This is a genomic window from Dactylosporangium sp. NPDC049742, assembly GCF_040674675.1.
GTDB classification, from domain to species: domain Bacteria; phylum Actinomycetota; class Actinomycetes; order Mycobacteriales; family Micromonosporaceae; genus Dactylosporangium; species Dactylosporangium maewongense.
Map to the genome: position 1 here is coordinate 45,994 of NZ_JBFANF010000025.1, position 24,611 is coordinate 70,604.

General features: G+C 74.2%; 24 protein-coding genes. 14 read left to right on the forward strand and 10 right to left on the reverse strand.

The window, feature by feature from the left end; all coding sequences use genetic code 11:
- The 6 genes from AB0J72_RS28075 to AB0J72_RS28100 are packed head-to-tail and all read right to left on the reverse strand — an operon-like array spanning position 1 to position 7,400.
- Entirely contained in the window at positions 1-1,452 is a 1,452-nt protein-coding gene (locus AB0J72_RS28075) for an aldehyde dehydrogenase family protein (RefSeq protein WP_363403647.1), read from the reverse strand.
- A complete protein-coding gene (locus AB0J72_RS28080; protein WP_363403649.1) occupies positions 1,449-2,573 on the reverse strand; it encodes an NAD(P)/FAD-dependent oxidoreductase in 1,125 nt (374 codons plus the stop codon). Before AB0J72_RS28080 ends, AB0J72_RS28075 begins: the two co-directional genes overlap by 4 nt.
- On the reverse strand, positions 2,570-3,424 hold the full coding sequence (locus AB0J72_RS28085) for an isocitrate lyase/PEP mutase family protein (protein ID WP_363403651.1): 855 nt from the start codon (positions 3,422-3,424) through the stop codon (positions 2,570-2,572). The genes AB0J72_RS28080 and AB0J72_RS28085 overlap by 4 nt, the downstream gene beginning before the upstream one ends.
- Complete coding sequence (locus AB0J72_RS28090; RefSeq protein ID WP_363403653.1) at positions 3,421-4,839, reverse strand: aldehyde dehydrogenase; 1,419 nt, start codon at positions 4,837-4,839, stop codon at positions 3,421-3,423. Before AB0J72_RS28090 ends, AB0J72_RS28085 begins: the two co-directional genes overlap by 4 nt.
- Before the next feature lies 1 nt (position 4,840).
- Entirely contained in the window at positions 4,841-6,139 is a 1,299-nt protein-coding gene (locus tag AB0J72_RS28095; RefSeq protein WP_363403655.1) for an acyl-CoA dehydrogenase family protein, read from the reverse strand.
- A 16-nt stretch (positions 6,140-6,155) separates the two neighbouring features.
- Positions 6,156-7,400: a flavin reductase gene (locus AB0J72_RS28100; protein ID WP_363403657.1), complete on the reverse strand. Its 1,245-nt coding sequence runs from the start codon at positions 7,398-7,400 to the stop codon at positions 6,156-6,158.
- Between the two features lie 136 nt (positions 7,401-7,536).
- Between AB0J72_RS28100 and AB0J72_RS28105 the strand changes: the two genes are divergently transcribed.
- Positions 7,537-8,349: an IclR family transcriptional regulator gene (locus AB0J72_RS28105; protein ID WP_363403659.1), complete on the forward strand. Its 813-nt coding sequence runs from the start codon at positions 7,537-7,539 to the stop codon at positions 8,347-8,349.
- 23 nt (positions 8,350-8,372) lie between these two features.
- Here AB0J72_RS28105 and AB0J72_RS28110 read toward each other — a convergent pair whose 3' ends face one another.
- On the reverse strand, positions 8,373-9,062 hold the full coding sequence (locus AB0J72_RS28110; RefSeq protein WP_363403661.1) for a hypothetical protein: 690 nt from the start codon (positions 9,060-9,062) through the stop codon (positions 8,373-8,375).
- Between the two features lie 77 nt (positions 9,063-9,139).
- Here AB0J72_RS28110 and AB0J72_RS28115 point away from each other — a divergent pair, with 77 nt between their 5' ends.
- The 11 genes from AB0J72_RS28115 to AB0J72_RS28165 all read left to right on the forward strand — a co-directional run bounded on the left by AB0J72_RS28115 (position 9,140) and on the right by AB0J72_RS28165 (position 18,591).
- On the forward strand, positions 9,140-9,643 hold the full coding sequence (locus tag AB0J72_RS28115; RefSeq protein ID WP_344498614.1) for a MaoC family dehydratase: 504 nt from the start codon (positions 9,140-9,142) through the stop codon (positions 9,641-9,643).
- A 73-nt stretch (positions 9,644-9,716) separates the two neighbouring features.
- Positions 9,717-10,724 carry an LLM class flavin-dependent oxidoreductase gene (locus tag AB0J72_RS28120; RefSeq protein WP_363403663.1) on the forward strand — a complete coding sequence of 336 codons (1,008 nt, stop codon included), beginning with the start codon at positions 9,717-9,719 and terminating at the stop codon, positions 10,722-10,724.
- Entirely contained in the window at positions 10,721-11,932 is a 1,212-nt protein-coding gene (locus AB0J72_RS28125) for a CoA transferase (protein WP_363403665.1), read from the forward strand. Before AB0J72_RS28120 ends, AB0J72_RS28125 begins: the two co-directional genes overlap by 4 nt.
- The gene (locus tag AB0J72_RS28130; RefSeq protein WP_363403667.1) at positions 11,929-13,263 is read left to right on the forward strand and encodes an MmgE/PrpD family protein; all 1,335 of its coding nucleotides are present in this window, start codon (positions 11,929-11,931) and stop codon (positions 13,261-13,263) included. The genes AB0J72_RS28125 and AB0J72_RS28130 overlap by 4 nt, the downstream gene beginning before the upstream one ends.
- Positions 13,260-14,219, forward strand: a complete 960-nt coding sequence (locus tag AB0J72_RS28135; protein ID WP_363403669.1) for a RidA family protein — start codon at positions 13,260-13,262, stop codon at positions 14,217-14,219. The genes AB0J72_RS28130 and AB0J72_RS28135 overlap by 4 nt, the downstream gene beginning before the upstream one ends.
- Positions 14,216-14,704 (forward strand): MaoC family dehydratase N-terminal domain-containing protein, encoded by a 489-nt coding sequence (locus AB0J72_RS28140; RefSeq protein WP_363403671.1) that lies wholly within the window; start codon positions 14,216-14,218, stop codon positions 14,702-14,704. The genes AB0J72_RS28135 and AB0J72_RS28140 overlap by 4 nt, the downstream gene beginning before the upstream one ends.
- The gene (locus AB0J72_RS28145; RefSeq protein ID WP_363403673.1) at positions 14,701-15,084 is read left to right on the forward strand and encodes a MaoC/PaaZ C-terminal domain-containing protein; all 384 of its coding nucleotides are present in this window, start codon (positions 14,701-14,703) and stop codon (positions 15,082-15,084) included. Before AB0J72_RS28140 ends, AB0J72_RS28145 begins: the two co-directional genes overlap by 4 nt.
- Complete coding sequence (locus AB0J72_RS28150; protein ID WP_363403675.1) at positions 15,081-16,184, forward strand: thiolase; 1,104 nt, start codon at positions 15,081-15,083, stop codon at positions 16,182-16,184. The genes AB0J72_RS28145 and AB0J72_RS28150 overlap by 4 nt, the downstream gene beginning before the upstream one ends.
- On the forward strand, positions 16,181-16,543 hold the full coding sequence (locus AB0J72_RS28155; RefSeq protein WP_360561943.1) for a zinc ribbon domain-containing protein: 363 nt from the start codon (positions 16,181-16,183) through the stop codon (positions 16,541-16,543). The genes AB0J72_RS28150 and AB0J72_RS28155 overlap by 4 nt, the downstream gene beginning before the upstream one ends.
- Before the next feature lie 3 nt (positions 16,544-16,546).
- Positions 16,547-17,710 (forward strand): acyl-CoA dehydrogenase family protein, encoded by a 1,164-nt coding sequence (locus AB0J72_RS28160; protein ID WP_363403677.1) that lies wholly within the window; start codon positions 16,547-16,549, stop codon positions 17,708-17,710.
- Complete coding sequence (locus AB0J72_RS28165; protein WP_363403680.1) at positions 17,707-18,591, forward strand: CoA ester lyase; 885 nt, start codon at positions 17,707-17,709, stop codon at positions 18,589-18,591. The genes AB0J72_RS28160 and AB0J72_RS28165 overlap by 4 nt, the downstream gene beginning before the upstream one ends.
- A gap of 168 nt (positions 18,592-18,759) precedes the next feature.
- On the opposite strand, the gene AB0J72_RS28170 is transcribed toward AB0J72_RS28165, so the two are convergent.
- Entirely contained in the window at positions 18,760-19,269 is a 510-nt protein-coding gene (locus AB0J72_RS28170; protein ID WP_363403682.1) for a hypothetical protein, read from the reverse strand.
- A gap of 124 nt (positions 19,270-19,393) precedes the next feature.
- On the opposite strand from AB0J72_RS28170, the gene AB0J72_RS28175 reads away from it, so the two are divergent.
- The gene (locus tag AB0J72_RS28175) at positions 19,394-20,524 is read left to right on the forward strand and encodes an NAD(P)/FAD-dependent oxidoreductase (RefSeq protein WP_363403684.1); all 1,131 of its coding nucleotides are present in this window, start codon (positions 19,394-19,396) and stop codon (positions 20,522-20,524) included.
- Here the strand turns inward: AB0J72_RS28175 and AB0J72_RS28180 are convergent.
- Together AB0J72_RS28180 and AB0J72_RS28185 are read right to left on the reverse strand one after the other, a co-directional pair.
- Positions 20,504-21,433, reverse strand: a complete 930-nt coding sequence (locus tag AB0J72_RS28180) for an ADP-ribosylglycohydrolase family protein (RefSeq protein ID WP_363403844.1) — start codon at positions 21,431-21,433, stop codon at positions 20,504-20,506. The genes AB0J72_RS28175 and AB0J72_RS28180 overlap by 21 nt on opposite strands.
- Positions 21,434-22,158: 725 nt before the next feature.
- Positions 22,159-23,325, reverse strand: coding sequence for an ROK family transcriptional regulator (locus AB0J72_RS28185; protein WP_363403686.1), 1,167 nt, complete (start codon positions 23,323-23,325; stop codon positions 22,159-22,161).
- Between the two features lie 44 nt (positions 23,326-23,369).
- Here AB0J72_RS28185 and AB0J72_RS28190 point away from each other — a divergent pair, with 44 nt between their 5' ends.
- Complete coding sequence (locus AB0J72_RS28190; RefSeq protein WP_363403688.1) at positions 23,370-24,605, forward strand: Gfo/Idh/MocA family oxidoreductase; 1,236 nt, start codon at positions 23,370-23,372, stop codon at positions 24,603-24,605.
- Positions 24,606-24,611 lie beyond the last annotated feature (6 nt).

Here is a 24,611-nt window from a genome sequence, read left to right on the forward strand (position 1 = left end):
CTACGACGGGTAGGCGGTGGGGGACAGGCCGGCCCCGCCCGCGCGGAACGCGGCCGGCGCGTGGACCACGCACGTCTGCGCGTACTCGGCGAGGCCCTCCTCGGCGTACTCGCGGCCCCAGCCGGAGCGCTTCACCCCGCCGAACGGCGCCCGCAGCGACATGCCGGTGCGGTTGTGGGTGTTGACGAACGCGAACCCCGCCTCCAGGCGCCGGGCGAAGGCGAACGCCCGCTCCTCGTCGGCGCTCCACACCGACGCGCCGAGGCCGAGGTCGTCGTCGTTGGCCATGGCCAGGACCTGGTCCTCGGAGTCGTACGGGACCAGCGGCACGACCGGCGCGAACTGCTCCTCGCGGATCAGGGCGGAGTCCGGCCTCGGGTCGACGAGGAGCATCGGGTGCAGGAAGTAGCCCGCCTGCTCGTCGTGGCCGTCGGCCTCGCGGCCCAGCTCGACGATCTCGCCGTTGGCGGCCATGGCCAGGTCGAACGCGCGAGTCAGGGCCTCGGCGCTGATCAGCGGCCCCATCGTGACGCCCTCGGTGAGCGGGTCGCCGACGACGAGGACCCGGGCCGCGGCGGCCACGTACGCGTCCACGAACTCGCCGGTGCGGTCCCGGGGCACGTACAGCCGCTTCGCCGCCATGCACACCTGCCCGGCGGTCGCGAAGCTCGCCATCACCAGGCGCTCCATGCTCGCGTCGTCGAACGGCGCGTCGGACAGGAACACCGCCGGGTCGTTGCCGCCGAGCTCCAGCACCGTCGGGATGATCCGGTCCGCGGCGGCCGCGGCGATCGCCCGGCCCGCGTCCTCGCCGCCGGTGAACGCGACCTTGCGGACCAGGCGGTGCGTGACGAGCGCCGTGACGAGATGCGCGTAACCGTGCATGACCTGGACGGCGGCGTCGGGCAGGTGCGCCTGGAACAGCCGGACCAGGCGGTCGACGGTGAGCGGGCCGAGCGGGGAGGGCTTGACGATGACGGTGTTGCCGGCGGCGAGGGCCGCGGCGAGCTTGAGCATCGCGAGGATGACCGGCGCGTTCCACGGGGTGATCGCGACGACGACCCCGTAGGGCTTCCGGACGGTCAGCAGCCGGCCCTGCGCGTCGTCGAGCTCCCGGTCGGCGTACGCGGCCGGCGCGTGCTCGATCACCCACCGCAGGTGCTGGACGGCGAACCCAATCTCGCCGCGGCAGTCGGGCAGGGGCTTGCCGATCTCCCGGGCGAGCAGGACGGCCAGCTCCTCCCGCTCGCCGTCGATCGCCTCGGCGACCTCGCTCAGCGCGGCGAGCCGCCGGTCGATCGGGGTCGCCGACCAGCCGCGGAACGCGGCGTGCGCGGCGCGGACGGCGTCGTCGACCCGGTCGGGGGCATTGTGGCCGACCGGGAAGACCCGCCCGACGATCTCGGTGCGCCGCGCCGGGTTCTCCCGCCGGATGACCGCCCGTGCGCTCATGCCGATACCTCCCGCAGTGACGCGATCATCGAGGACCGGAGCAGGTAGGCGCGGGCGGCGACCGGGTCGGCGGCGAGGGCGCGCAGCTCGTCGGCGTAGGCGGAGGCGCCGCCGGAGCGCAGCTTCTCCCAGTTGCCGTGGGTGGTCTTCTGCACGTAGTCGCGGGCGACGGCGCGCCTGGCGTCCGCGGTGCCGGTGATGACGTCGTCGTCGCCGGTCATGACGGCCTTGGCGAGGAGGACCGCGTCGTGGATGCCGGAGTTCATGCCCATCCCGCCCAGCGGGTTGTTGATGTGCGCGGCGTCCCCCGCGAGGAGCACCCTGCCCACCCGGAAGGACTCCGCGACCCGCTGATGGACCCGGTACAGCGTGGTGTGCGCGACCCGCCACGGCCGCCCGGGGTCGGCGACGCCGAGGAGCCGCTCCGGCAGCCTCGCCTTCTCCAGGTCGTCGGGGGTGTCCGGCGGGGTCGGCAGCAGCACCCGCCAGTGGTCCGGGGTCCGCAGCAGGACCAGCCACTCGACCGGGTCGAACAGGTAGTTGACGTCGGCGATGCCGGGCAGCAGCGCGGCGAGGTCCTCGTCGGTGGAGCCGACCAGGAACCGGTCCGGGTAGGTGATGCCTTCGAACGCGTCGCCGAACAGGGACCGGCGCACCGCCGAGTTGGCCCCGTCGGCGCCGATGAGCCAGTCGCCGCGGAAACGGTCGTTGACCGTCACCCCGGTGCGGTCCTGCGCGACGCGCTCGACGCGCTGTCCGAAGTGGACGGTGCCGGGCGGCAGCAGCGGCAGCAGCAGCCGGGTCAGCTTGCTCTGCTCGCACTGCACCCGGAACGGGTAGGGGGTGTCGCCGGCGAGCAGCCCCATGTCGAGCTCGGCGATGATGCCGCCGCCGCGTTCGCGGTACTGGAACCGCGGCGACACCAGGCCCTGCTCCAGGAGCGTGGGCAGGACGCCGAGCCCGGCGAGCATCTCCAGGGACGGCGGGTGGAACGTCGACGCCCGGGACTCCGTGGCGAGGGCGTCGCCCGCTTCCAGGACGGTGACGTCGGCGCCGAGCCGGTGCAGGGTGAGCGCGGCGGTGAGCCCGACCGGCCCGGCGCCGGCGACGATGACCTTCATGCGGGCACCTCCACTGCGTACTGGGCGTCGAGGGCGAGGGCCGAGCCCTGGCCGACGAGGCCGGTGAACGCGTCCCACGGCAGCCGGGTGACGCCGGCGGCGGTGCCGTGCGCGGCGATCGCGGCGTACGCGGCCCGGGCCGCCTGCAGCGCGGCGAGCAGCGGCGCGACCGGGTGCAGCACGAGCCGGACGCCCACCGCCGTGAGGTCCGCGTCCTTCAGGAAGACGTCGGCGCCGGCCGCCTCGGAGCGGTTGACGACCAGGGGGACGCCGGGCAGCGCGGCGTGCACGGCGGCCAGCTCCGCCGCGCCGGTGACCCCCTCGACGAAGACCGCGTCGGCGCCGGCGTCGACGTAGGCCAGGCACCGGCCGATCGCGTCGTCGAGACCGGTGACGGTGTAGGCGTCGGTGCGGGCGACGAGCACCAGACCGGTCGCGGCCTCGGCGACCGCCCGGATCTTCGCGGCGGCCACCCGCACGTCGACGAGGTCCTTGCCGGCGAGGTGCCCGCAGCGCTTCGGGCTGACCTGGTCCTCCAGGTGCAGCCCGGCGACGCCGGCGGCGGCGTACCGGCGGGCCGTCCACACCGCGTGCAGCGCGTTGCCGTAGCCGGTGTCGGCGTCGGCGAGCAGCGGCACTCCGCCGAGCGCGGGCGTGAGCGCGGCGGCGCGGTCGGCGATGTGGGTGCCGTGCACGTAGCCCAGGTCGGGCAGGCCGAGCGCGAGCGCCGCGACCGCCGCCCCAGACAGGTGCACGGCCGAGAACCCGGCCCGGGCCGCGAGCGCGGCGGTCAGCGGGTCGTACACGCCGGGCAGGTGGGTCACGCCCGGGGCGTGCAGCAGCGACCTCACAGCGCGAAGCCGTTCTCGACGCCGGTGACCCGCGGGTTGGTGAAGAACCGCAGGGTCTCCGCGGTGCCTTCCTCGCCGAGGCCGGAGACGCCCCACGCGGGGCGCGGCGTGAACAGGTGCAGGCTCATCACCGACGAGCCGTTGACCTTCACCTCGCCGGCCCGGATGCGGCGGGCGGCGGCGAGCGCGGCCTCCTCGTCGGTGCCGAACACGTAGCCTTCCAGGCCGTACGCGGTGTCGTTGGCGAGCGCGACGGCCTCGTCGACGGTGCCGTAGCCGTGGACGGTGGCCACCGGCCCGAAGATCTCGTGCCGGGCGGGCTCCTCGGCGGCGCCGGTGACGAGCGCGGGCGCGAAGAAGTTCCCGCCGGCGGGCACATCGGTGAACATGTGCGCCTTGCCGCCGAGGTCCAGGAGCCGGGCCGCGACGAGCGCCCGGTGCCCGCTGTGGATGAGCGGGCCGAGCTCGGTGGCGGGGTCGGCGGGGTCGCCGGCGCGCAGCGCGGCCAGGCGCTCACCGATCGCGGCGAGCAGCGACGGGAGCAGGTCGTGCGGGGCGATGAGCCGGCCCAGCGCCCGGCACCACTGGCCGTTGAGGGTGGTGAGCAGGTCGACGGCGGCGCGGGCGGCGGCGCCGACGTCGGCGTCGGGCATGACGAGCAGCGGGTTGTTGCCGCCGAGCTCCAGCTGCGCCGGTTTCAGCCCGGCCGCGCACAGCCCGGCGACGGCGCGGCCGCCGGGGACGCCGCCGGTGAACGACACGGCCCGCACCCGCGGGTCGCCGGCGAGCGCCCCGCCGACCTCGGCGCCGCCGTGCAGCAGCTGCAGCACGCCGGGCGGCAGGACGTCCGCGATCGTCTCGACGAGCAGCTGGGTGCCGGCGGGGGCGTACTCGCTGGGCTTCAGGATCGTGGGGCAGCCGGCGGCGAGGGCGTTGGCGGCCTTGTGCGCGGCCATCGGCGCGGGCGCGTTCCACGGCACGAGGCACAGCGCCGGACCCCATGGCAGCAGCTCGACGGTGACGGGCCGGCCGTCGTCGCGGGTGACGGTCCGGGTCAGCCAGCCCTCGCGCAGCTGCGCGGCGGCGAGCCGGAACGAGCCGGTGACGATGAACCCGAGCGGGGTCGCCTGCCGGATCGGCACGCCCGTGCTCGCGCTCTCCACGGCGACGATCCCGGCGACGGCCGCCTCGAGGGCGTCGGCGCAGGCGTCGAGCAGGTCGGCGCGCTCGGCCGGCGGGACGGCCGCCCACGGCCCGGCGGCCCGGTCGGCGGCGGCGAGGGCGGTCTCGACGTCCTCGCGGGAGCTGCCGAGCTGCGGGCCGAGCACCGCGCCGGTCGCCGGGTCCTCCAGGGTGCCGGGCAGCGTCCGGGTGGCGGGCTTCCAGCCACCGTCGACGAGAGAGCGGGCCGTCATGTCAGTGATCCTTCCCTGTCGTCGTCGTGGTCGACGCGACGTTGGCGAACAGGGCGTTCTCCGCGCCGGTGGTGACCAGGTTCGCGGCCTCCAGGCGGCCGCGCTCGGCGGGGAACGTCATCACCAGGGACATCGCGGTGTCGCGGACGGCGCGGGCGATGACGCCGGAGTTGGCGGTGCCGGACGTGCCGGTGCACTTGAGCGCGCCGACGGCCACGTCGAAGCACGCCTCGGTGATGGAGCCCTTCGCCATCCGCCACTGGCGGAACACGTCGTCCTTGCCGCGCAGCGGCGGCTCGGAGGTCTCCAGCTCCAGCTGGCGGCGGATCCACAGGTACGCGGTCTCCAGGCGCTCGGTCATGTCGCCGAACAGGACCTGGTGCATGGGGCTGCTGGCGACGGGCCGCCCGGTGTCGGCGAACGTCTTGCCGGTCGTCGCGGCGAGGGCCGCGTCGTACGCCGACTGCGCCGAGCCGAGGTAGACGGCGGAGATGGCGAGCTGGTTGCCGACGAACGAGCCGCGGCTGACCTGCAGCATCCGCACGAACGCGCCCGGCAGGGTCAGCGCCTCGTCGTCGGCGATGAACACGTCCTTGAGGGTGATGCCCTGGTTGGCGGTGGCGCGCATGCCGAGCGCGTCCCAGGTGGGGCGCTCACCGACGCCGGCGGCGTCGCGCGGGACGAAGAACGTGGCGAGCCCGGCGGCGGTGTCGGTGCCGTCCAGCCGGGCGGTGGTCAGGTAGTAGTCGGCGACGCCGGTGGCGCAGCCGAAGGACTTCTCGCCGTTGAGCAGCCAGCCGCCGTCGACCTTCGTCGCCGTGGTGCTGATGGAGATGTTCGCGCCGGCGCTCTTCACCGACTCGGACGCGAAGTTGGCCAGCCACACGCCGCCGGCCATGCGGGTCAGGACCTTCTCGGCGAACGCCCGCACGACCGGGACCTCGTCGGCCTCGAACAGGCCGGCCCTGATCGCCTCCAGCGGCAGCAGGCCGCGCGACGCGCTGGTGTTGTGGAAGAAGTACGCCAGCGCCGTCGACCCGCACGCGGTGCCCATCGCGAACGTGGCGGCGGCGAGGTCGCGCAGGGTGCCGCCGAGCCCGCCGTACTCCTCCGGCACGACGAGCCCGAGGAGCCCCGCGTCGCGCATCCGGGCGACGTGCTCGACTGGGAAGCGGCCTCCGGCGTCGGCGCCCGCCGCGGCGTCCCGCAGCGCGGGCAGGACGGCCTCGACCCGTGCGGCCCGGCCACGCTCGGCGTCGGACAGGCCGTCCAGCAGACGGTCGGCGGTGAGCTGTGCCATGACGGTCGGGGTCCCTTCAGGAGGTGGAAACGCGGTACGTGCGGCCGGGCAGCGCCCCGCCGAGGTGTCGTTCGAGGTCGGCGGCGGCGGCGACCAGGGCGGCGCGGGGGCTGTCGCAGGCGACGCCGAGCCGGTCGGCGAGGAACTGCACGTCCTCGCAGGCCAGGACCCCGTCGATGCCGCCGAGGGTGGTGTCGAAGTGCCGGACGCCGCTCTTCATCGCGGTCAGCGCGTTGACGAGGCCGAGGCCGTGCCGGTCGCGCAGGCGGACCCGTAAGGACACGGGCATGGGCCTCATGGCAGCCCGGACGGTCGCGTCCTGCAGCAGCTCCCGGACCTGGCGGGGCGAGGCGGCCTCGGCACCCTCGTCGAGGCCGATCTCGGCGCAGCCGAGCGCGGCGAGCGTGTCGACGGCGGCGAGCACGTCGGCGGCGCGGGCGGGCGCGAACGCGTCCGGCAGCCAGCAGGCCGCCGTCATGTCGTAGCGGTCGGCCTCGTCGAGGATGTGTTTCGTGACGACGGGGTCCCCGGCGGGCAGCTCGATCACCCCGGCGCCGGACAGGGCCGCGTCGGCGACCTCGTCGGCGGTCGCGACGAGCGCGGTCGCGGTGCGCCGGTCACCGGTCGAGACGAGGCAGCCGTACGGGTCCCGCACGCGCACCCGGACCCCGGCGGCGCGCAGCGCGGTGGCGAGGGCGCCGGCGGCGGTGGCGGGCACGGCGTGGGTGCGCAGCGCGGACAGCAGCCCGGTGTCGGCGACGCTGACCCGGTCGGGCAGCACGTCGGCGAGCTGGCCCCAGGCCCGGGAGTGGAACAGCAGCGGCGCGACGACCCGCTCGGTCGACGCGCCGAGGACCGCGCCGACGAAGATGGTGTGGTCGCCGCCGGCGTACGCGTGCACGACCCGGCAGTCGAGCCAGCCGACGGCGTCGGTGAGCACCGGCGCGCCGGTGACCCGGGTCTCCCAGGCGCCGCCGGCGAACCGGTCCGCGACGCCTTCCTGGCCGGCGAAGCGGCGGCCGACCATCGTCTGGTCCTTCGCCAGGACGCTCACGGCGAAGACGCTGCTGGCCTCGATGAGCGCGTGCGTGGTGATCCGCCGGTTGAGGCAGACGAGGATCAGCGGCGGGTCCATGCTCACGCTGGAGAACGAGCTCGCGGTCATGCCGTGCCAGCCGTCGCCCGCGACCGTGGTCACGACGCTGACGCCGCTCGGCCACTGTGCGAGCACCGAGCGGAACGTGTCGGGGTCGATCGTCACCCGCGCTCACCTTCTGTCTGCCGAACTGTTCCACTTGGCGAAACGCTGTCACCGTCAAGGTAACGACGGTGGTCAAGCGATGTCAACGATGTGCGACGCCGTTTCCCCTAGGGAAATCTGTGCTTAGACTTCTGGGGTGTCGACCACCACCACGGCGGCTTCCGCCGACAACACCGACGGCTCCGCGAGCCGCTCCATCGCGGCGGTCGAGCGGGCCATGGACGTCCTGCTCCTCTTCGGCCGGGTCGGGCGCCCCGACCTGGGCGTGACCGAGATCGCCGCCGAGCTCGGCCTGACCAAGGCGGCGGTGCACCGCATCCTCACCGCGCTGCGCAACCGCGACCTGGTCACGGTCGACCCGACGACCCGCCGGTATGCGCTCGGCCACGCGGCGGTCGCGCTCGGCCGCGCCTACCTGGCCCGCACCGACCTGCGCGCGATCGCGGCGCCGGAGCTGCGCCGGCTGTCGGAGGAGACCGGCGAGACCTCCACCCTGTCCATCCGCCGCGGCGACATGCGCCTCTACGCCGACCAGGTGGTGCCGGAGCAGGAGCTGCGCCTGGAGGTGCAGCTCGGCACGCCCTACCCGCTGCACGCGGGCGCCTCGTCGAAGGCGTTCCTGGCGTTCCTGGGCGAGGACGAGATCGAGGTGTACCTGGCCAAGCACACCCTCGGCGCGCTGACGGAGAAGACCATCATCGACGACGCTGCGCTGCGCCTCGAGCTGGCCGCCATCCAGCGCCGCGGCTACGCGACCTCGCTGGGGGAGCGGCAGGTCGGCGCGGCGTCGGTGGCCGCGCCGGTCTTCGACCACGACGGGCACGTCATCGCGGTGCTGTCGGTGGCCGGGCCGCTGTCGCGCTTCAAGCCGCGGATGTCGGAGTGCGCCGAGCGGCTTCTCGTCGCGGCCGCCCGGGTCTCCGGCCACTTCGGCTACCACGCGCCGTAGTTCGACGAGGGCTTCCGGGCGCCTCAGTGCATCCAGGGCTTCAGGACACCGAAGGCGGCGGCGGCGAGGACGGACAGCCAGATGCCCCACACGTACGGCAGGCAGCCGTCCACCGCCCGCCGCAGGCCGCGCTCCACCTCCGGGGTCGAGCCGGTCGTCATGAGCGCGCCGTAGGGGGCGGCGAAGCCGCGCAGCGTGAGCCGGATGCCGAGGCCGCACGCGATCGCCGTGGCGTAGAGCGCGACCTTCGCGCCGAGCCACTTCGGGTTCGTCGTCACGCCGAACGGCTCGGCGGCGATGACCGTGTACCCCGCCAGGGCGTACAACACCCCGATCAGACCGATCCGGATGCCCCAGTCCGCCCGTCGCACCACGGGGTGCTTCCCCGGCGCGTGGTGGTCCTTGACCGTCAGGAACAGCCAGCCGAAGGCGAAGAGCCACACCGGCAGCACCGTCCACCACTGGAACAGCTCGAAGCCGCCCAGGCGCGCGCCGTGCGAGTCCAGGGCCATCAGGGTGACGCCGCTGGGCAGGAAGAGCACCAGGCAGATCTTCGGCCCCAGGTCGAGCCCGCCCATGATCTTCAGCGCGGTGTTGCGCGCGACGGGCGGCAGGTCGGGCCGCAGGACGAAGCGGCTGGAGTAGAAGACGCCGAGGTCCCCGCCCAGCCAGAACACGAACAGCACGATGTGCAGCAGGATCCACCAGCCCATCGCACAATGGAAACACTGATCCGCTGTGGGAAACAAGTGCTTGACTCTGGCGTGGCGCGCTGCCTAGCGTCACGAGCATGACGCTGGGCAACTACCTCGAGGACTTCACCGTCGGCGCGGTCTATCAGCATCCGCTGGGGCGCACGATCAGCGAGGCCGACAACACGTGGTTCACGTTGCTCACCATGAACACCAACCAGAACCACTTCAACGCCCACTTCGCCGCCTCCGCGCCGTACGGGCGGCTCATCGTCAACTCCGGGCTGAGCGTCGCGGTCGTCCTCGGGCTGTCCGTCTCCGACATGAGCCAGCACGCGATCATGAACCTCGGCTGGGAGGAGATCCGCCTCACCGCGCCGGTGTTCGTCGGCGACACCCTCTACGCCGAGTCGATCGTCCTGGAGACCCGCCCGTCGGCGTCCCGGCCCTACGCCGGCATCGTCACCTGCCGCACCCGCGGACTCAACCAGGACGGCGACGAGGTGATGTCCTGGCGGCGCAGCGTCATGGTGTACCGCCGCGACGCTCCCCACGACAAGTCGCACTTCCCCGTCGCGAAGACCGGGCCGCTGACCGTATGAGCGGGCAGCGGAGCGACTCGGCCCGCTCATCAGGATGGCAGGATTCAGTCATGCCGACGCCGAAGGCGGCGGTATGACGATGCCGGCGCTGCACTTTCAGCCCTGGGGCGAGACGCTCCAGGAGCAGCTCGACGCGGCCCGCCGGGCGGAGGCGGCCGGGGCGGCCGTCGTCTGGGCGCCGGAGCTGCACCGCAGCGCGCCCGTCACCGCCGCCGCCCTCGCCGCCCGCACCTCGTCCGTGGGCGTCGGTACGGGGATCGCCCTGGCCTTCGCACGTAGCCCGTTCCTCACCGCGCTGTCCGCGCTCGACCTCGACGAGCTGTCCGGCGGGCGGCTGCGCCTCGGCCTCGGCACCGGCGTGCAGCGGCTCAACGAGGACTGGCACGGCGTCACCTGGTCCCGCCCGGTCCAGCGCCTCCGCGAGACCGTGCTCGCCGTCCGGGCGGTCGTCGCGGGCGCGCACACCGGTGACCCGATCGAGTTTGAGGGCGACGTCGTCCAGCTGCGCGTGCGTGGCTACCGCCGCCCGTACCCACCGGTACGGGAACAGATCCCGGTCTATCTCGCGGGCGTCGGTCCCGCCATGACCGCCCTCGCCGGCGAGATCGGCGACGGGTGGATCTCGCACGAGCTGTGCTCGCCGTCCTACCTGTCGTCGCACGTCCTGCCCCGCCTGCGACCCCGGCCCGGGTTCGAGGTCGTCGTGTCCGCCTGCTGCGCCATCGACGACGACCCGGTGCGGGCCCGCGCCGACGCCGCGGGGGTCGTCGGGTTCTACGCCTCGGTGCGCACCTACGGCGACCTGTTCGCCTTCCACGGCCTCGCCGACGAGCAGCAGCGGGTCATCGACGCGTTCCGCGGCGGGCTGCCCGCCGACGGGCTCGCCGGCGCCGTCGCACCCGCGATGGTCGACCGGCTCACCCTCACCGGCACCCCGGACGAGGTCGCGTCGCGGATCGCCGCCTACTCGGGGCCGGCCGGAGCCGTGAAGCTGAGCCCTCCCACGCACGGGCTGCCCGCCGAAAGGACGCGCGAGCTGCAGGAGCGGATCCTGCGTCTCATTGAGGAGGTGTACCGGTGAGACCGCTCGAAGACGTCCGGATCGTCTCGCTGGAGCAGTACGGCGCGGGACCGTTCGGGTCCGTGCACCTCGCCGACCTCGGCGCCGAGATCATCAAGGTCGAGGACCCGCGGACCGGCGGCGACGTCGGCCGGTACGTGCCGCCGTTCGCCGACGGCGAGGACTCGCTGTTCTTCGAGACGTTCAACCGCAACAAGCGCTCCATCTCCCTCGACGTCACCGCGCCGGCCGGGCGGGCCGTGTTCGAGGACCTGGTGCGGGCCAGCCACGCCGTCTACTCCAACCTGCGCGGCGACGTGCCGGCGAAGCTCGGCATCCGCTACGAGGACCTCGCCGGGATCAACCCCGCGATCGTCTGCTGCTCCCTGACCGGCTTCGGCATGACCGGCCCGCGCGCCACCCAGCCCGGCTACGACTACGTCCTGCAGGGGCTCGCCGGCTGGATGGAGCTGACCGGCGAGCCCGGCGGCCCGCCGACGAAGAGCGGACTGTCCCTGGTGGACTACAGCGGCGGTCTGGTCGCCGCGATCGCGCTCCTCGCCGGGGTGCACGCGGCCCGCCGCGACGGCGTCGGCATGGACTGCGACCTCAGCCTGTACGACACGGCCGTCGGCATGCTCACGTACCCCGCCGTGTGGCACCTCAACGGCGGCTTCCAGCCCACCCGGACGCACCACTCGGCGCACCCGTCGCTGGTGCCGTTCCAGGTGTTCGAGGCCCAGGACGGCTGGCTGGTCGTCGGCTGCGCGAAGGAGAAGTTCTGGCGGCGGCTCGCCGCCCTGCTCGACGAGGTCGCCGGCACCGCGCTCGCCGCCGACCCGCGGTTCGCGACGTTCGGCGACCGGCACCGCCACGCGACGATCCTGCTCGCGCTGCTCGAGGACGCGTTCGCGACGCGGACGGTGGCGGCGTGGCTCGCCGATCTCCAGCCCGCCGGCATCCCGTGCGGCCCCGTCAACGACGTCGCCGCCGCGCTCGCCGACCCGCACACCGCCGCCCGCGGCCTGGTCGTGGAGACCGACCACCCGCGCTTCGGCACCGTCCGGCAGCCGGCGTCGCCGGTGCGGGTCGGCACCGACCCGGTCCCGCACCGCCGCGCCCCCCGCCGCAACGAGGACGCCGGCTACGTCCTGCACGACGTCCTCGGCTACGACGACACCCGGGTCGCCGCCCTCGAAGCCGCCGGCGCCTTCGGACCACCCGCATGACGGTCGCGGCCGGGCTCGCCGAGTGGGGGCTGGCGGTCACGCCGGACGGGCTGCCGCGGCAGGCGGTCGACGCGGCGCTGCGGCACCTGCTCGACGGGTGCGGGACCGCCGTCGCCGCGCTGCGGGGCGGGGCCGCGGAGCCCGCGCTCGCGGTCGCGCGGGGGCTCGGGGGAGCGCCCGAGGCACGCATCCTCGGCACCGGGGTCCGGGTCGGGGCGCCCGCCGCCGCGCTCGCCGGCGGGGTCCTCGTCCACGCGCTCGACTTCGACGACACCCACGCCGGAGGCCTCGTCCACGCGACGGCACCGGTGCTGCCCGTGGTGCTCGCGGTGGGGGAGCAGCTGCGGGTCAGCGGGGCGGAGGCCGTCGCGGCCGCGGTCGTCGGGCTCGAAACGATCTGCCGGCTCGGAGGCGCGGCGCCGCACGCGTTCCACGCGCGCGGGGTGCACGCCACCGCCGCCTGCGGGGTGATCGCCGCGGCGCTCGTGGCGGCCCGGCTGCACGGCCTCACCCGGGCGCAGACGGTCGACGCGATCGGCATCGCCGCCAGCCAGGCCGGCGGGCTCCTGGAGTTCCTGCACACCGGGTCGTCGACGAAGCAGCTGCACACCGGCTTCGCGGCGCACCACGGGATCCTCGCCGCCCGCCTCGCCGCCGCGGGCGCCAGCGGGCCGGCGAGCGCGATCGAGGGCGCGTCAGGATTCTACGCCGCCCTGGCCGGCCGGCGGGTCGCGCCGGAAGCGGTCCTCGACGGCCTCGGCGAGCGGTTCGAGCTGACCCAGATCACCGTGAAGCCATACCCGGCGTGCCAGCTGCTGCACGCCCCGCTCGACGCCGCCGCCACCCTGCGCCTGGACCCCGCCGACGTCGTCGCCGTGGTCGTCGACATCCACCCCGACGCCGAGGCGATCGTCTGCGGGCCGGACCAGGCCGCGCCCCGCACCGCGTACCAGGCGAAGTTCGCCCTGGCGTGGTGTGTCGCCGCGATGCTCGTCGACCGGGCCGTCACCGTGGACACCTTCACCCGCGTCGACCGGCCCGACGTGTCGGCGTTGGCGGCGTCGGTACGGCACCGCGTGGCCGACTTCGCGGGCCCGGCCGCCGAACAGCCCGGCCGGGTCACGGTGACGCTCCGGGACGGCCGGACGCTGACCGCCGCGGTGCCGCGCAGCGGCGGCGGGCCCGGCGCGCCCGGCCTCGAAGCGACGGTGCGCGGCAAGGCCCTCGCGAACCTCGGCCCGGGCGGGCCCGCGGTCCTCGCCGCCGTCGCCGCCCTGCCGGCCGCGCCCGACCTCACCGATCTGCTCGACGCGCTGGGAGCGACCGCATGACCACCTACCTGCCGGGGATCGCCGGCCCCGACCCCGCGACCGTCTACGCGTCGGCCGCCCGTCACCTCGCGGACGCCGGGTTCGGGCCGGGCGACGTCGTCCACGTCGCCGAGTACGTCACCGCCGGCGCCCCACCGGGCGCGCGCGAGCGGTTCCTCGACGGGCACCTGGCGCCGGTGTCGGTCGTGCCCGTCGCCGGGTTCCCGGATCCGGGGCACCGCTTCGCCGTCGACCTGACGGTGCACCCCGGCGGGGGCGAGGCGGTCGCCGGTGGCCTGCTGCGCGTCGCGGGGGACCTCGTGCACCTGCCGAGCGTCCACACCACCACGGGCGCCTTCCGGGACCAGTACACCTGGTGCCTCGAACGCATCGGCGAGCTGCTGGGCCACGCCGGGCTGGGCCTCGACGCGCTGGTCCGCACGACCGACTTCACCGCCACCGCGACCCGCGCCGACTACCCCCGGTGCGGTCGCCCCCGGCGGGACCTGCTCGGCCCCGTCTTTCCCGGCGCCGCCGGGATCCTCGTCGACACGCCCGTCGAGGCCGGCGCCGCCGTGTCGCTCGACGCGCTCGCCGCCCGCGGGCCGCTGCGGCCGGTGAACCCGGGCTGGTCCCGGTACGACACCCTCACCTACCTCCCCGGCGTCCTGGCGGGCGGCACCCTGGTCATGTCGGGCTTCGGCGCGCTCGACCCGGAGTCACAGCTGGCCGTGCACGAGGACGACCTGCCGGCGCAGGCCGCGTTCGTCTACGACAACATCGACCTGGTCGCCGCCGGCGCCACCGTCACCCGCCTCCTCGAGTACGTCACCCCGGCCGCGGTGGCCGACTATCCTCGCCTTGCCGCCGCGCGCGCCGAGCGCTACCCGCACGCCGCCGTCACCTCCGTCGTCTGCTCGGCGCTGCTGCGCCCCCAGTTTTTGATCGAGGTCGTGCCGACGGCGGTGCTCGCATGATGACCGACGAGATCCGGGCCCTCATCGGCCGCGAGGCCACCTACACCGCGCCCGAACCCCTCGGTCGCGCGGCGATCCGCTACTTCGCCCTCGCGGTCGGCGACGACAACCCCGTCTACACCGACGACGCGGCCGCCCGGGCCGCCGGCCACGACGGGGTCGTCGCGCCGCCGACGCTGATCTGCGAGACCAACCAGTACGCCGGGCTGCCCCGCGACGCCGACGGCTACGCCGGCCACACGTGGGGGATCGACCTGCCCGGCACCCGCCAGGTCCGCGGCGGCAACGCCTACGAGTTCCACCGGGCGGTGCGCCCCGACGACGTGGTCACCGCCGTGTGGCGGCTCGTGGACGTCACCGAGCGGGCCACGGGTGCCGGGCAGCCGATGCTGGTGTTCACCTCGCGCGCCACCTACACCAACCAGGACGGCGAACTCCTCGCCACCAACGAGGAGACCATCATCTACCTGGCGGTGACGCCGTGAAGCCCGGCCTCGAACTGCCGCCCCTCGAACGGCTGATCGCGCTGCCCGACATGATCGCCTACGCCGGCGCCACCTGGGACTGGCACCGGCTGCACTACGATCCGTCCTACCTGGCGCCGCGCGGCCTGGACCGGCCGGTCGTCGACGGGCAGGTGTTCGGGGCGCTGCTCGCCGAGCAGGTCCAGGACTGGATCGGCGCCCGTGGCACCCTGCGCACGCTGCGGTTCCGGTTCAAGAACCTGGTGTACGCCGGCGACACGGTCCGCTGCGTCGGCACGGTCAGCGCGGTCGCCGGCAACCTCGTCACCATCGAGCACCAGGTCCTCGCCGAGGGTCGGATCGCCGTGGCGCCCGCGTCGTCCACAGTGGAACTGCGATGACCACCGGGGTCTGCATCGTCGGCGCGGCCGAGTCCGACCTCGGGGTCACCGGCAAGACCGCGCTGCACCTGCAGACGCAGGCGGTCACCCGGGCGCTCGCCGACGCCGGGCTGCGCCTCGCCGACGTCGACGGGCTCGCCACCAACGGCGTGTCCCGCTTCTCCGCCACCCAGGTCGCCGAGCACCTCGGGCTGCGTCCACGGTGGACGGACTCGACGTTCGCCGGCGGCGCGGCGTTCGAGCTCTACGTCGGCCACGCCGTCCAGGCGATCCAGGCCGGGCAGGCGTCCGTCGTCGTCATCTCGTACGGGTCCAACCAGCGCTCCGCCCGCAGCCGCACCTTCGACCCCTACGAGGCGCACACGCCGGAGGCGCAGTTCGAGCAGCCGTACGGGCCGCTGTACCCCGTGTCGGCGTACGCGCTCGCCGCGCAGCTCTACCTGCACGCGTACGGCGCCGACCGCGGCCGGGCCGGCATGACCTCGGTGGCCGTAGCGGCCCGCGAGTGGGCGCTGAAGAACCCGCGCGCCTACCGGTACGGTGCGGGACCGGTCGACATGGAGGCCAGTCCGCTGGTGAGCGACCCGCTGCGGGTCGCCGACTGCTGCCTCGTCACCGACGGCGGTGGCGCCGTCGTGCTGACCACCCTCGAGCGGGCCCGTGACCTGCCCGCCGTCCCGGTCGAGGTCCTCGGCTACGGCGAGGCGACGACCGGCACCTCCATCGTCGGCGTCGGCGACCTGCTGCGCACCGGCGCCGTCGACTCCGGCCGCCGCGCGTTCGCCATGGCCGGGCTCACCCCCGCCGACGTCGACAGCGCCCAGATCTACGACTCGTTCACCATCACCGTGCTGCTGACCCTCGAGGCCCTCGGCTTCTGCGGCTTCGGCGAGGCACCCGACCTCGTCGCCGCCGGGACGCTGCCGATGAACACGTCCGGCGGCGGGCTGTCCTACTGCCACCCGGGGCAGCTCGGCGTGCTGCTGCTCGTCGAGGCCGTCCGCCGGCTGCGCGGCACGGCGGACCGGGTCGCGCTCGCCCACGGTACCGGCGGAATCCTCTCCACCCACGGCACCGTCCTGCTCGGACGGACCTCGTGAGCATCCCGGTGGACGAGACGACGGCCGCGTGGTGGGACGCGACGAGGCAGCGGCGGCTCACCGTCCAGCGCTGCGCCGCCTGCGGGCACCACCAGCACTACCCACGCCCGCTGTGCCTGCGCTGCGGGGAGCCGGACCCGCCCCTGGTGGACACCTCGGGCGCCGGCGTGATCGAGACGTACACCGTCGTGCGCCGCGCGTCGGAGCCGTATGCGGTCGCCGTCATCGCGCTCGCCGAAGGCCCCCGCCTGGTGTCCAACGTGGAGCCGTGGCAGGACGCCGCGATCGGCGCCACCGTCGTCGTGCACTGGCGGCCGCTCGACGACGGCCGCAACCTTCCCGTCTTCCGTTTGGGGTGACCCGTGGACTTCGAGCTCACTGACGAGCAGCGCCAGTTCCGTGACGCGCTGCGCGCGTTCGTCGACAGGGAGATCCGGCCCGTCGCCCGCGAATGGGAGGCGACCGACCGCTACCCGGCCGAGATCGTCGAGACCATGCGGCGGATGGGGCTGTTCGGGCTGACCGTCCCCGAGGAGTACGGCGGCCTCGGCGCAGACATGGTCTCCTTCGCCCTCGTCTTCGAGGAGATCGCGAAGGGCTGGATGGGCATCGCCGGCATCCTCGGCAGCCACTCCCTGTCGTGCTGGCTGATCGCGCGGCACGGCACCGACGAGCAGCGCCGCGCGTACCTGCCGGACCTCGCGACCGGGGCCCGCCGCACCGGGATCGCGCTCACCGAACCCGACGCCGGCACCGACCTGCAGGGCATCCGCACCGTCGCCCGGCGCGACGGCCAGGACTACGTCATCACCGGCCGCAAGACCTGGATCACCAACGCCCGGCACGCCGACCCGCTGCCGGTCCTCGTCAAGACCGACCCGTCGGCCGACCCCGCGCACCGCGGCATGTCCGTGCTGCTCGTCGAGGCCGGCACCCCCGGCTTCGAGGTGCTCCGGGACCTGCCGAAGCTCGGCTACAAGGGCACCGAGTCGTGCGAGATCCTCTTCGACGACTGCCGGGTCCCCGCCTCCGCGCTGCTCGGCGGCGTCGAGGGGCGCGGCATGCAGCAGGTCCTGTCCGGCCTGGAGACCGGCCGGATCAACGTCGCCGCCCGCGCCCTCGGCATCGCCCAGGCCGCCTACGACGAGGCCCTGCGCTACGCGGGGCAGCGCAAGGCGTTCGGGTCGCAGATCTCGGACTTCCAGGCGATCCAGCTGCGGCTCGCCGACATGGCGATGCAGGTCCAGGCGGCGCGGCTCATGGTGTACTGGGCGGCGTCCCGCGCCGACGCCGGCCGCCGCGTCGACATGGAAGCCGGGATGGCGAAGGCGTTCGCGTCGGAGGCGGCCGCCGCGTGCGCGCTGTCGGCGATGCAGGTCCACGGCGGCTACGGCTACTCCAAGGAGTTCGACGTCGAACGCCTCTACCGCGACGCGCCGCTGATGATGATCGGCGAAGGCACCAACGACATCCAGCGCATCGTCATCGCCAAGGCGCTCACCAGCGGGAAGGGCAGCATCGGATGAGGTCCTACCTGTACGTGCCCGGCGACGCGCCCGCGAAGCTCGACAAGGCCCTGGACCGGGGCGCCGACGCGCTCATCGTCGACCTGGAGGACGCGGTGCCCCTGGCCGGCAAGGCCCGCGCCCGCGCGATCGTCGCCGCCTGGCTGTCCGACCTGCCGGCCGCCGGTCCCGCCGGTCCCGCTCCGGGTCCTGCGGTCTGGGTGCGGGTGAACCCCGGCCCCGCCGGCTTCGACGACGTCCGCGCGGTCGTCGGCCCCCGGCTGGCCGGCATCTGCCTCGCCAAGGCGGGCAGCGCCGCGGAGGTCGCCGCGCTCGGGACGGTGCTGGCCGCGGCCGAGGAGGAGCGGGGGCTTCCGGTCGGCGCGGTCCCCGTCGTACCGCTGCTGGAAACGGCGACCGCGGTCCTCGACGCCGCCCAGATCGCCCGGGCACCGCGGGTCGCGCGGCTGCAGATCGGCGAGGCGGACCTGCGTGCCGAGCTCGGCGTCACCCTCGGCCCCGACGAGCGTGAGCTGCTCTTCGTCCGCTCGCAGGTCGTCCTCGCGAGCGCCGCCGCCGGGATCGCCGCGCCGGTCGCGTCCGTCAGCACCGACTACCGCGACCTGCCGGCGCTGCGGGCGTCGACGGCCGCGTTCCGGCGGCTCGGGTTCGTCGGCCGGGCGTGCATCCACCCGGCGCAGATCCCGGTCGTCAACGAGGTCTTCACCCCGTCCCCGGTCGAGATCGCGGTGGCAGCCGACCTGGTGGAGCGCTTCGACGCGGCGGTCTCCTCGGGCGCGGGCGTGCTCGTCGGCGCCGACGGCCGCATGGTCGACGCCGCCGTGGTCCGCGCCGCCCGGCGCGTGCTGGACCTCGCCGGCGCAACCGCCGACCCGCGCTGAGCCGCGTGGCAGGGCAAGCGGCATCCGGTGCCCGGCCGCCGATCTTCGCTTGCTCCGCGGCTCCGCGGCTCCGCGGCTCCGCGGCTCCGCGGTGATCGAATTGCAGTTCTGGTCGTCATCACAGCCAGATTCGTCATTCGATCAAGCGGCGGGGAAGGATTGCAGGCTTCACGGCAGCCTCGCCACCGCCTTCGGGCCCAGGGCGAGCAGCTTCGGCTTCGCGGCGTCGACGTCGCCCGCGGCGACCACCACGACGACGAACGCGCCCTTGAGCGAGAACAGGAAGACGGTGCTGATGAACGCGGCCTCGCCGATGCCGGGGACCCGTTCGCTGTCCGGGAAGTTGGCCTTGACGGTCTCGAACTCGCCGTCGAACCCGGCGCGGTCCTCCGGGTAGACGCTGACCGTGGTGAGCAGCTTCGTGCCCTGCTGGTCGAAGGAGCAGACCCGCTCGCCGGTCCGGTTGCCGCGGATCTCCTCGCCGGGTTCGATCGTGCCGCCCTGCACCTGCTGCACCTCCTCCGGCGTGAGCAGCCCGCACGGGTCCGGGGTCGCCGCCGTCGCGGCCGGATCGAGCACGTGGTCGTCGGGCTCGTCGCGCGGGCGGAGCAGGCAGCCCGCCAGCGTCACGGCGGTGAGTGCGGCGAGCACCGTACGCACGGGCTTCGATGCGAGCATGCCGACAGTGTCACGCGCCGTGTCAACGCACGCCCGGGTGGCGTTGTGAACCTGCTGCGAAGGTGTCGGGCGGGTCCCGTGCACGGCCGCCCGTGCGGCCCGGATCGGCTCTACCGTGCGTCCCGTGGAGACGGTTGACGTACTGGTGGTCGGGGCCGGACTGGCGGGCCTGCACACGGCCCGCCTGCTCGCGGAGCGGGACCTGCGGGTCCTGGTCGTCGACCGGCGCAGGTCCCTCGCGGCCGGGGTCCGCACGACCGGGATCTTCGTCCGGCGCACCCTCGACGACTTCGACCTGCCCGGCCACCTGCTCGGCCCCGGCGTCCGCGACGTGCTGCTCTACCCGCCGTCCCGCCGCGACCCGGTGCACCTGACCAGCGACCGCGACGAGTACCGCGTCGCCGACATGCCGGCCGTCTACGACCACGCCCGGCGGGCCGCGGAGACCGCCGGCGCGCGGGTGCTGCTCGGCGTCCGGTACACCGGCATCACCGCAGGCATCGCACACCTGGACGGCGCCGAGCCGGTCCGGGCCCGGTTCGTCGTCGGCGCCGACGGTGCCCGCTCCGCCGTCGCCCGCGACCTCGGCCTCGACGTCAACCGCCGGCTGCTCGTCGGCGCCGAGCTCATCCACCCGAGCGGATCCGCCACGACCGTCCCCGCGTTCCACTGCGTCCTGGACCCGCGCGTCGCCCCCGGCTACCTCGGCTGGGTCATCGACGACGGGCACCACGTCCACGCGGGCGTCGCCGGTTACCCGTCCGCGATGCGCCTCGGCGTACGCCACCTCCTGTCGGCCTTCACGTCCGACGCCCCCGGCCTGACCGCGCCCGCCGGCCCCGTGGAGCGCCGCGGCGGCCCGATCCCCGTCGGCGGGGTCCTGCGCCGCCTCGCGTGCCCGTCCGGCCTCCTCGTCGGCGACGCCGCCGGTGCCGTCTCCCCGCTGACCGCCGGCGGCCTGGACCCGTGCCTGCGCCTGTCCGAGCTCGCCGCCACGGTCACGTCCGACTACCTGCGCACCGGCGACGACCACGTGCTGCGCGCCTACGACGGCAACGCCCTGCGCTCCCGCTTCCGCGGCCGCCTCGCCCTGCGCCGGGCCCTCGCGTCCGTCACGTCCCCGGCCGCCGCCGAGGCCGCGATCGCCCTCCTCCGCACCCGCCCCGGCCGCTCCGCCGCCGCCAGGATCCTCTTCGGCGACCGCTCCTTCCCCGACGTCCCGTCCCCGTCACCGTCACCCAGCCCAGTCCGGTAGCGGTTCCCTGGCGTCGATCCACGACGGCGGCACACCGGCGCCTGTGTCGGTGCGTTCACCGACTCCCGTGTACGCGGCCACGATCCCGCCGGCGATCGCCGCGGTCGTGTCGATGTCCCCACCCGCGAGGACGCACGCGGTCACGGCCGCCGGGTAGTCGGCGAGGTGCGTCGCCGCCACCCACACCGCGAACGGCACCGTGTCCTGCGCCGTGACCCTGCTGCCGTTGCCGAGGTCGTACGCGGCCTCCTGCGCGGTCCGCCCGATCAGCCGGCCCGCCTTCGTGAGCCCCCGCTCCACGGCACCTCCGGGTGTGTGTGGCCGCAGCAGCTCCAGGAACGCCCTCGGCTCCGGCCGCGCCCCACCGAGCCTCGCCGCCGCCGCGTGCGCCGCCGCGACGGCGACGACCACCGCCCCGGCGACCCCATCGGGGTGCGCGTGGGTGACCTCGGCGGACCGGGCCGCCTGCTCGGCCGCCCGTGCGGGCCGGTCCGCGTGGTACGCCCCGACCGGCGCCACCCGCATCGCACCCCCGTTCCCGAGCGACCCCTGCTCGCCGAACGCCCGCCGCGCGGCCTCCCGCCAGGGCACGCCCTCACGGATCTCGTGCAGGACGGTCGCCGCCCCGGCCCCGTAGCCGCGGTGCGACTCGTACCGCAGCGAGAACCGCGCCGCGAGCCTGTCCTGGTCAATGGCGGGCCCGTCCCGCAGCTCCGTGACGACGGAGCAGGCCATGTGCGTGTCGTCGGTCCACTCCCACGGCCCGTCGGGCACCCGCCCCGCGACCAGGTCGCCGACCGACCGCCCGACCATGAAGAACTGCGCCCCGAGCGCATCCCCGACCGACAACCCCGCCAGGCTGTCGTCGACCAGCCCGAGCCGCACCCGCTCCGTGAGCGCAAACCTCACCACCCCCAGATCCTCCCAGCACCCCCACCACCCAGCCATCCCAGGCCCGTTTCTCATGATCCGGAAGACTTTTCGTCGTCATAGCAGCAATTTGTCTTCCGGATCATGGGGCGGGCTCGGCGGCTGGTGATCCCGAGTGGTTGTGGTGGTCCTGTCCACCGGAACCGCGCGGGATGGGGAAGTGATGGCCGTCGTTTGCTGGACTGGTCGGTCCCGGGGCGGTTTCTCGTGATCCGGAAGACTTTGTGCTGCTATGACGACACAAAGTCTTCCGGATCATGGTGGTGGGTTTGGCGGCCCGTGATTCCGAATGGTTGTGGTGGCTGTGGCTGCCGGAATCGCGCGGGATCATGGGGAAGTGATGGCCGTCGCTTGCTGGACTGGTCGGTGCTGGGCCCGTTCCTCATGATCCGGAAGACTTTTCGTCGTCATAGCAGCAATTTGTCTTCCGGATCATGGGGCGGGCTTGGCGGCTGGTGATTCCGAATGGTTGTGGTGGTCCTGTCCACCGGAACCGCGCGGGATGGGGAAGTGGTGGTCGCCGCTTGCTGGGCTGGTCGGTCCCGGGGCGGTTTCTCGTGATCCGGAAGACTTTGTGCTGCTATGGCGACACAAACTCTTCCGGATCATGGGGTCGCGGCGGGCGAGCACCGGATGCGGCGCGTATGCGCCGCTTGGGGTGCGGGTGAGAATCCCCCGCCGCGGGAGCGGTGGGGGATTACAGCTCAGCGGCGGGGGGCTACTGGGGCGCTGAGGCCGAGGGTGAAGAGGCGCTGGTCGACCTCGTTGAGGGCGAGACGGAGGGCGCCCAGGGCGACGCTGTCGGCGCCCAAAGTTGAGGCGCGGACGTCGGGGAGGCGCAGGCACAGGCGGGCCAGCTCGCGGCGGAGCGGGTCGAGGACGAGGTCGGCGGAGCGGGAGAAGCCGCCGCCGTAGACGACGACCTGGGGGTCCAGGGCGAGGACCAGGGCGGCGGTGCCGATGGCGAGGTCCTTGACGAAGCGGTTGACGGCGGAGCGGGCGTCGCGGTTGCCGTCGCGGGCGGCGTTGAACACCCAGGCGGCTGCGTCGTCGGGGCTGACGGTGGCCGGCACGCCGGGGCACTGCTGCAGGTGGGAGGGGGCGGTGAGCCAGCGGACGGCCTTCAGGGCGCCGATCTCGCCGGCGGCGCCGCCGTAGCCCCGGCGCAGGACGCCGTCGATGATGAGGCCGGCGCCGAGACGCATGCCGGCGAGGAGGAAGACGATGTCGTTGGCGTCGCGGGCGGCGCCCTGCCAGCGCTCGGCGAGGGCGGCGAGCTTGCAGTCGTTCTCCACGACGATGGGGCAGGTGAAGCGGTCGCTGAGGTGGGCGGCGAGGTCGACGGTCTGCCAGCCGGGCAGCGGGGTGAAGAGGGTGGTCTTGCCGCTGGCGTCGACGGGGCCGGTGACGCCGATGGTGACGGCCCAGATGTCCTGCTCCGTCTTCCCGGCCTCCGACAGGCAGGCGGCGAGCACGGCGTCGAGCGCGGCGAGCCGCGACAGTGGGTCGGCGTCGGCGGCGACGGTGCGGCGGGCCGTGTGCACGACGTTGCCGTCGAGGTCGGCCAGCAACGTCAGTATCTTGTGGGCGCCGACGTCGACGCCGATGACGTACCCGGCGGTGGCGCGGAACCGGTACCGCCGCGCGGGCCGCCCGACGACGCTGCTGCCGCCCGGCTCGACGACCGTGGCCCAGCCGCCGGTGACGAGGCCCTGCGCGATGACGTCGACGGCGGGGCGGGACAGCCCCGTCACCTTCGCCAGCTCCGTGACGGTGGCAGGTGGCTGGTCGCGCAGCGCCCGGACGACCGTCAGCGAGTTGAGCTCGCGCAGCCGGGACAGATCGGTGCCGCTGATGACCTGATCTGTCACAGTTTCCCCTTGACGTTTCGTGCCGGCGGCGCGCCAATATTGCTATGGAGTTTACAAAGTACTCGGGGGATCGCAACCCTGTCACGATCGCGGTGGTCGGCGCGGGTCTGCGGGGGCGCCAGTACGCGCGGCTCGCGGCGGCGAGACAAGCCAGGATCGTCGCGGTCGCCGAGCCGGACCCCGAGCGCCGGGCGGCCTTCGCGAGGACCCACGACATCCCGGCGGGCGCGGTCTTCGACGGCTGGGAGGCGATGAGCGCGGCAGGACGGCTCGCCGACGCGGCCGTCATCGCCACCCAGGACCGGTTGCACGTCGAGCCGGCCGTCGCGCTGGCCCGGCAGCGGTACCACCTGCTGCTGGAGAAGCCGATGGCGCCGACGGAGCCGGAGGCGCGCCGGATCGCGGAGGCGGTCGAGGCGGCGGGCGTGATCGGCGCGGTCTGCCACGTGCTGCGGTACACGCCCTACACGAAAGCGCTGAAGGCGACGATGGGCAGCATCGGCGACCTGGTCAGCGTGCAGCACCTGGAGCCGGTCGGCTGGTGGCACCAGGCGCACTCGTTCGTCCGCGGCAACTGGCGGCGCGAGGACGAGTCGGGGCCGATGCTGCTGACCAAATCCTGCCACGATCTCGACTGGCTGGCGTACGTCGTCGGCGACACCCCCAGCCAGGTGGCGTCGTTCGGCGGCCTGGCCCACTTCCACGCCGGCAAGCGACCGCACAAAGCCGCAGCGCGGTGCGTGGACTGCGAGGTGGAGCCGACGTGTCCGTACTCGGCGGTCAGGCTGTACAAGGCAGAAGACGGCAGGCTGAGGTGGCCGGTGGACGCGGTGACCGACGATCCGCGCGATCTGGGACGCGCACTCCAAACAGGACCCTACGGCCGCTGCGTGTACGACTGCGACAACGACGTCGTCGACCACCAGGTCGTCGCCATGCAGTACAACGGCGGCGTGACGGCCACGTTCACGATGACGGCGTTCACGCCCATGCAGCGCCGGCAGACCCGGCTCTTCGGCAGCCACGGCAGCATCGAGGGCGACGGCCGCCACCTCACCGTCACCGACTTCCGCACCGGCACCACCAGCACCGTCGACACCGGCGAGCACGAGGACGGCCACGACGGCGGCGACGAGGGGCTCGTGGCGGCCTTCGTCGCCGCCGTCGCGGCGGGCGACCCCACGAAGCTCAGCTCCGACATGGCGACGAGCCTCGCCTCGCACCGGGTGGTCTGGTCAGCCGAGCGGGCCCGGCTGACCAGCACCGTGGTCAGGCTGTGAACAGGA

Bases quoted from the DNA above. Each gene is read 5' to 3' on its own strand.
- AB0J72_RS28090 (WP_363403653.1), bottom strand. From the start codon at position 4,839: ATGACGGCCCGCTCTCTCGTCGACGGTGGCTGGAAGCCCGCCACCCGG.
- AB0J72_RS28130 (WP_363403667.1), top strand. From the start codon at position 11,929: ATGACGGTCGCGGCCGGGCTCGCCGAGTGGGGGCTGGCGGTCACGCCG.
- AB0J72_RS28120 (WP_363403663.1), top strand. From the start codon at position 9,717: ATGACGATGCCGGCGCTGCACTTTCAGCCCTGGGGCGAGACGCTCCAG.
- AB0J72_RS28110 (WP_363403661.1), bottom strand. From the start codon at position 9,062: ATGGGCTGGTGGATCCTGCTGCACATCGTGCTGTTCGTGTTCTGGCTG.
- AB0J72_RS28135 (WP_363403669.1), top strand. From the start codon at position 13,260: ATGACCACCTACCTGCCGGGGATCGCCGGCCCCGACCCCGCGACCGTC.
- AB0J72_RS28170 (WP_363403682.1), bottom strand. From the start codon at position 19,269: ATGCTCGCATCGAAGCCCGTGCGTACGGTGCTCGCCGCACTCACCGCC.
- AB0J72_RS28140 (WP_363403671.1), top strand. From the start codon at position 14,216: ATGATGACCGACGAGATCCGGGCCCTCATCGGCCGCGAGGCCACCTAC.
- AB0J72_RS28115 (WP_344498614.1), top strand. From the start codon at position 9,140: ATGACGCTGGGCAACTACCTCGAGGACTTCACCGTCGGCGCGGTCTAT.
- AB0J72_RS28095 (WP_363403655.1), bottom strand. From the start codon at position 6,139: ATGGCACAGCTCACCGCCGACCGTCTGCTGGACGGCCTGTCCGACGCC.
- AB0J72_RS28165 (WP_363403680.1), top strand. From the start codon at position 17,707: ATGAGGTCCTACCTGTACGTGCCCGGCGACGCGCCCGCGAAGCTCGAC.
- AB0J72_RS28080 (WP_363403649.1), bottom strand. From the start codon at position 2,573: ATGAAGGTCATCGTCGCCGGCGCCGGGCCGGTCGGGCTCACCGCCGCG.
- AB0J72_RS28190 (WP_363403688.1), top strand. From the start codon at position 23,370: ATGGAGTTTACAAAGTACTCGGGGGATCGCAACCCTGTCACGATCGCG.
- AB0J72_RS28075 (WP_363403647.1), bottom strand. From the start codon at position 1,452: ATGAGCGCACGGGCGGTCATCCGGCGGGAGAACCCGGCGCGGCGCACC.
- AB0J72_RS28150 (WP_363403675.1), top strand. From the start codon at position 15,081: ATGACCACCGGGGTCTGCATCGTCGGCGCGGCCGAGTCCGACCTCGGG.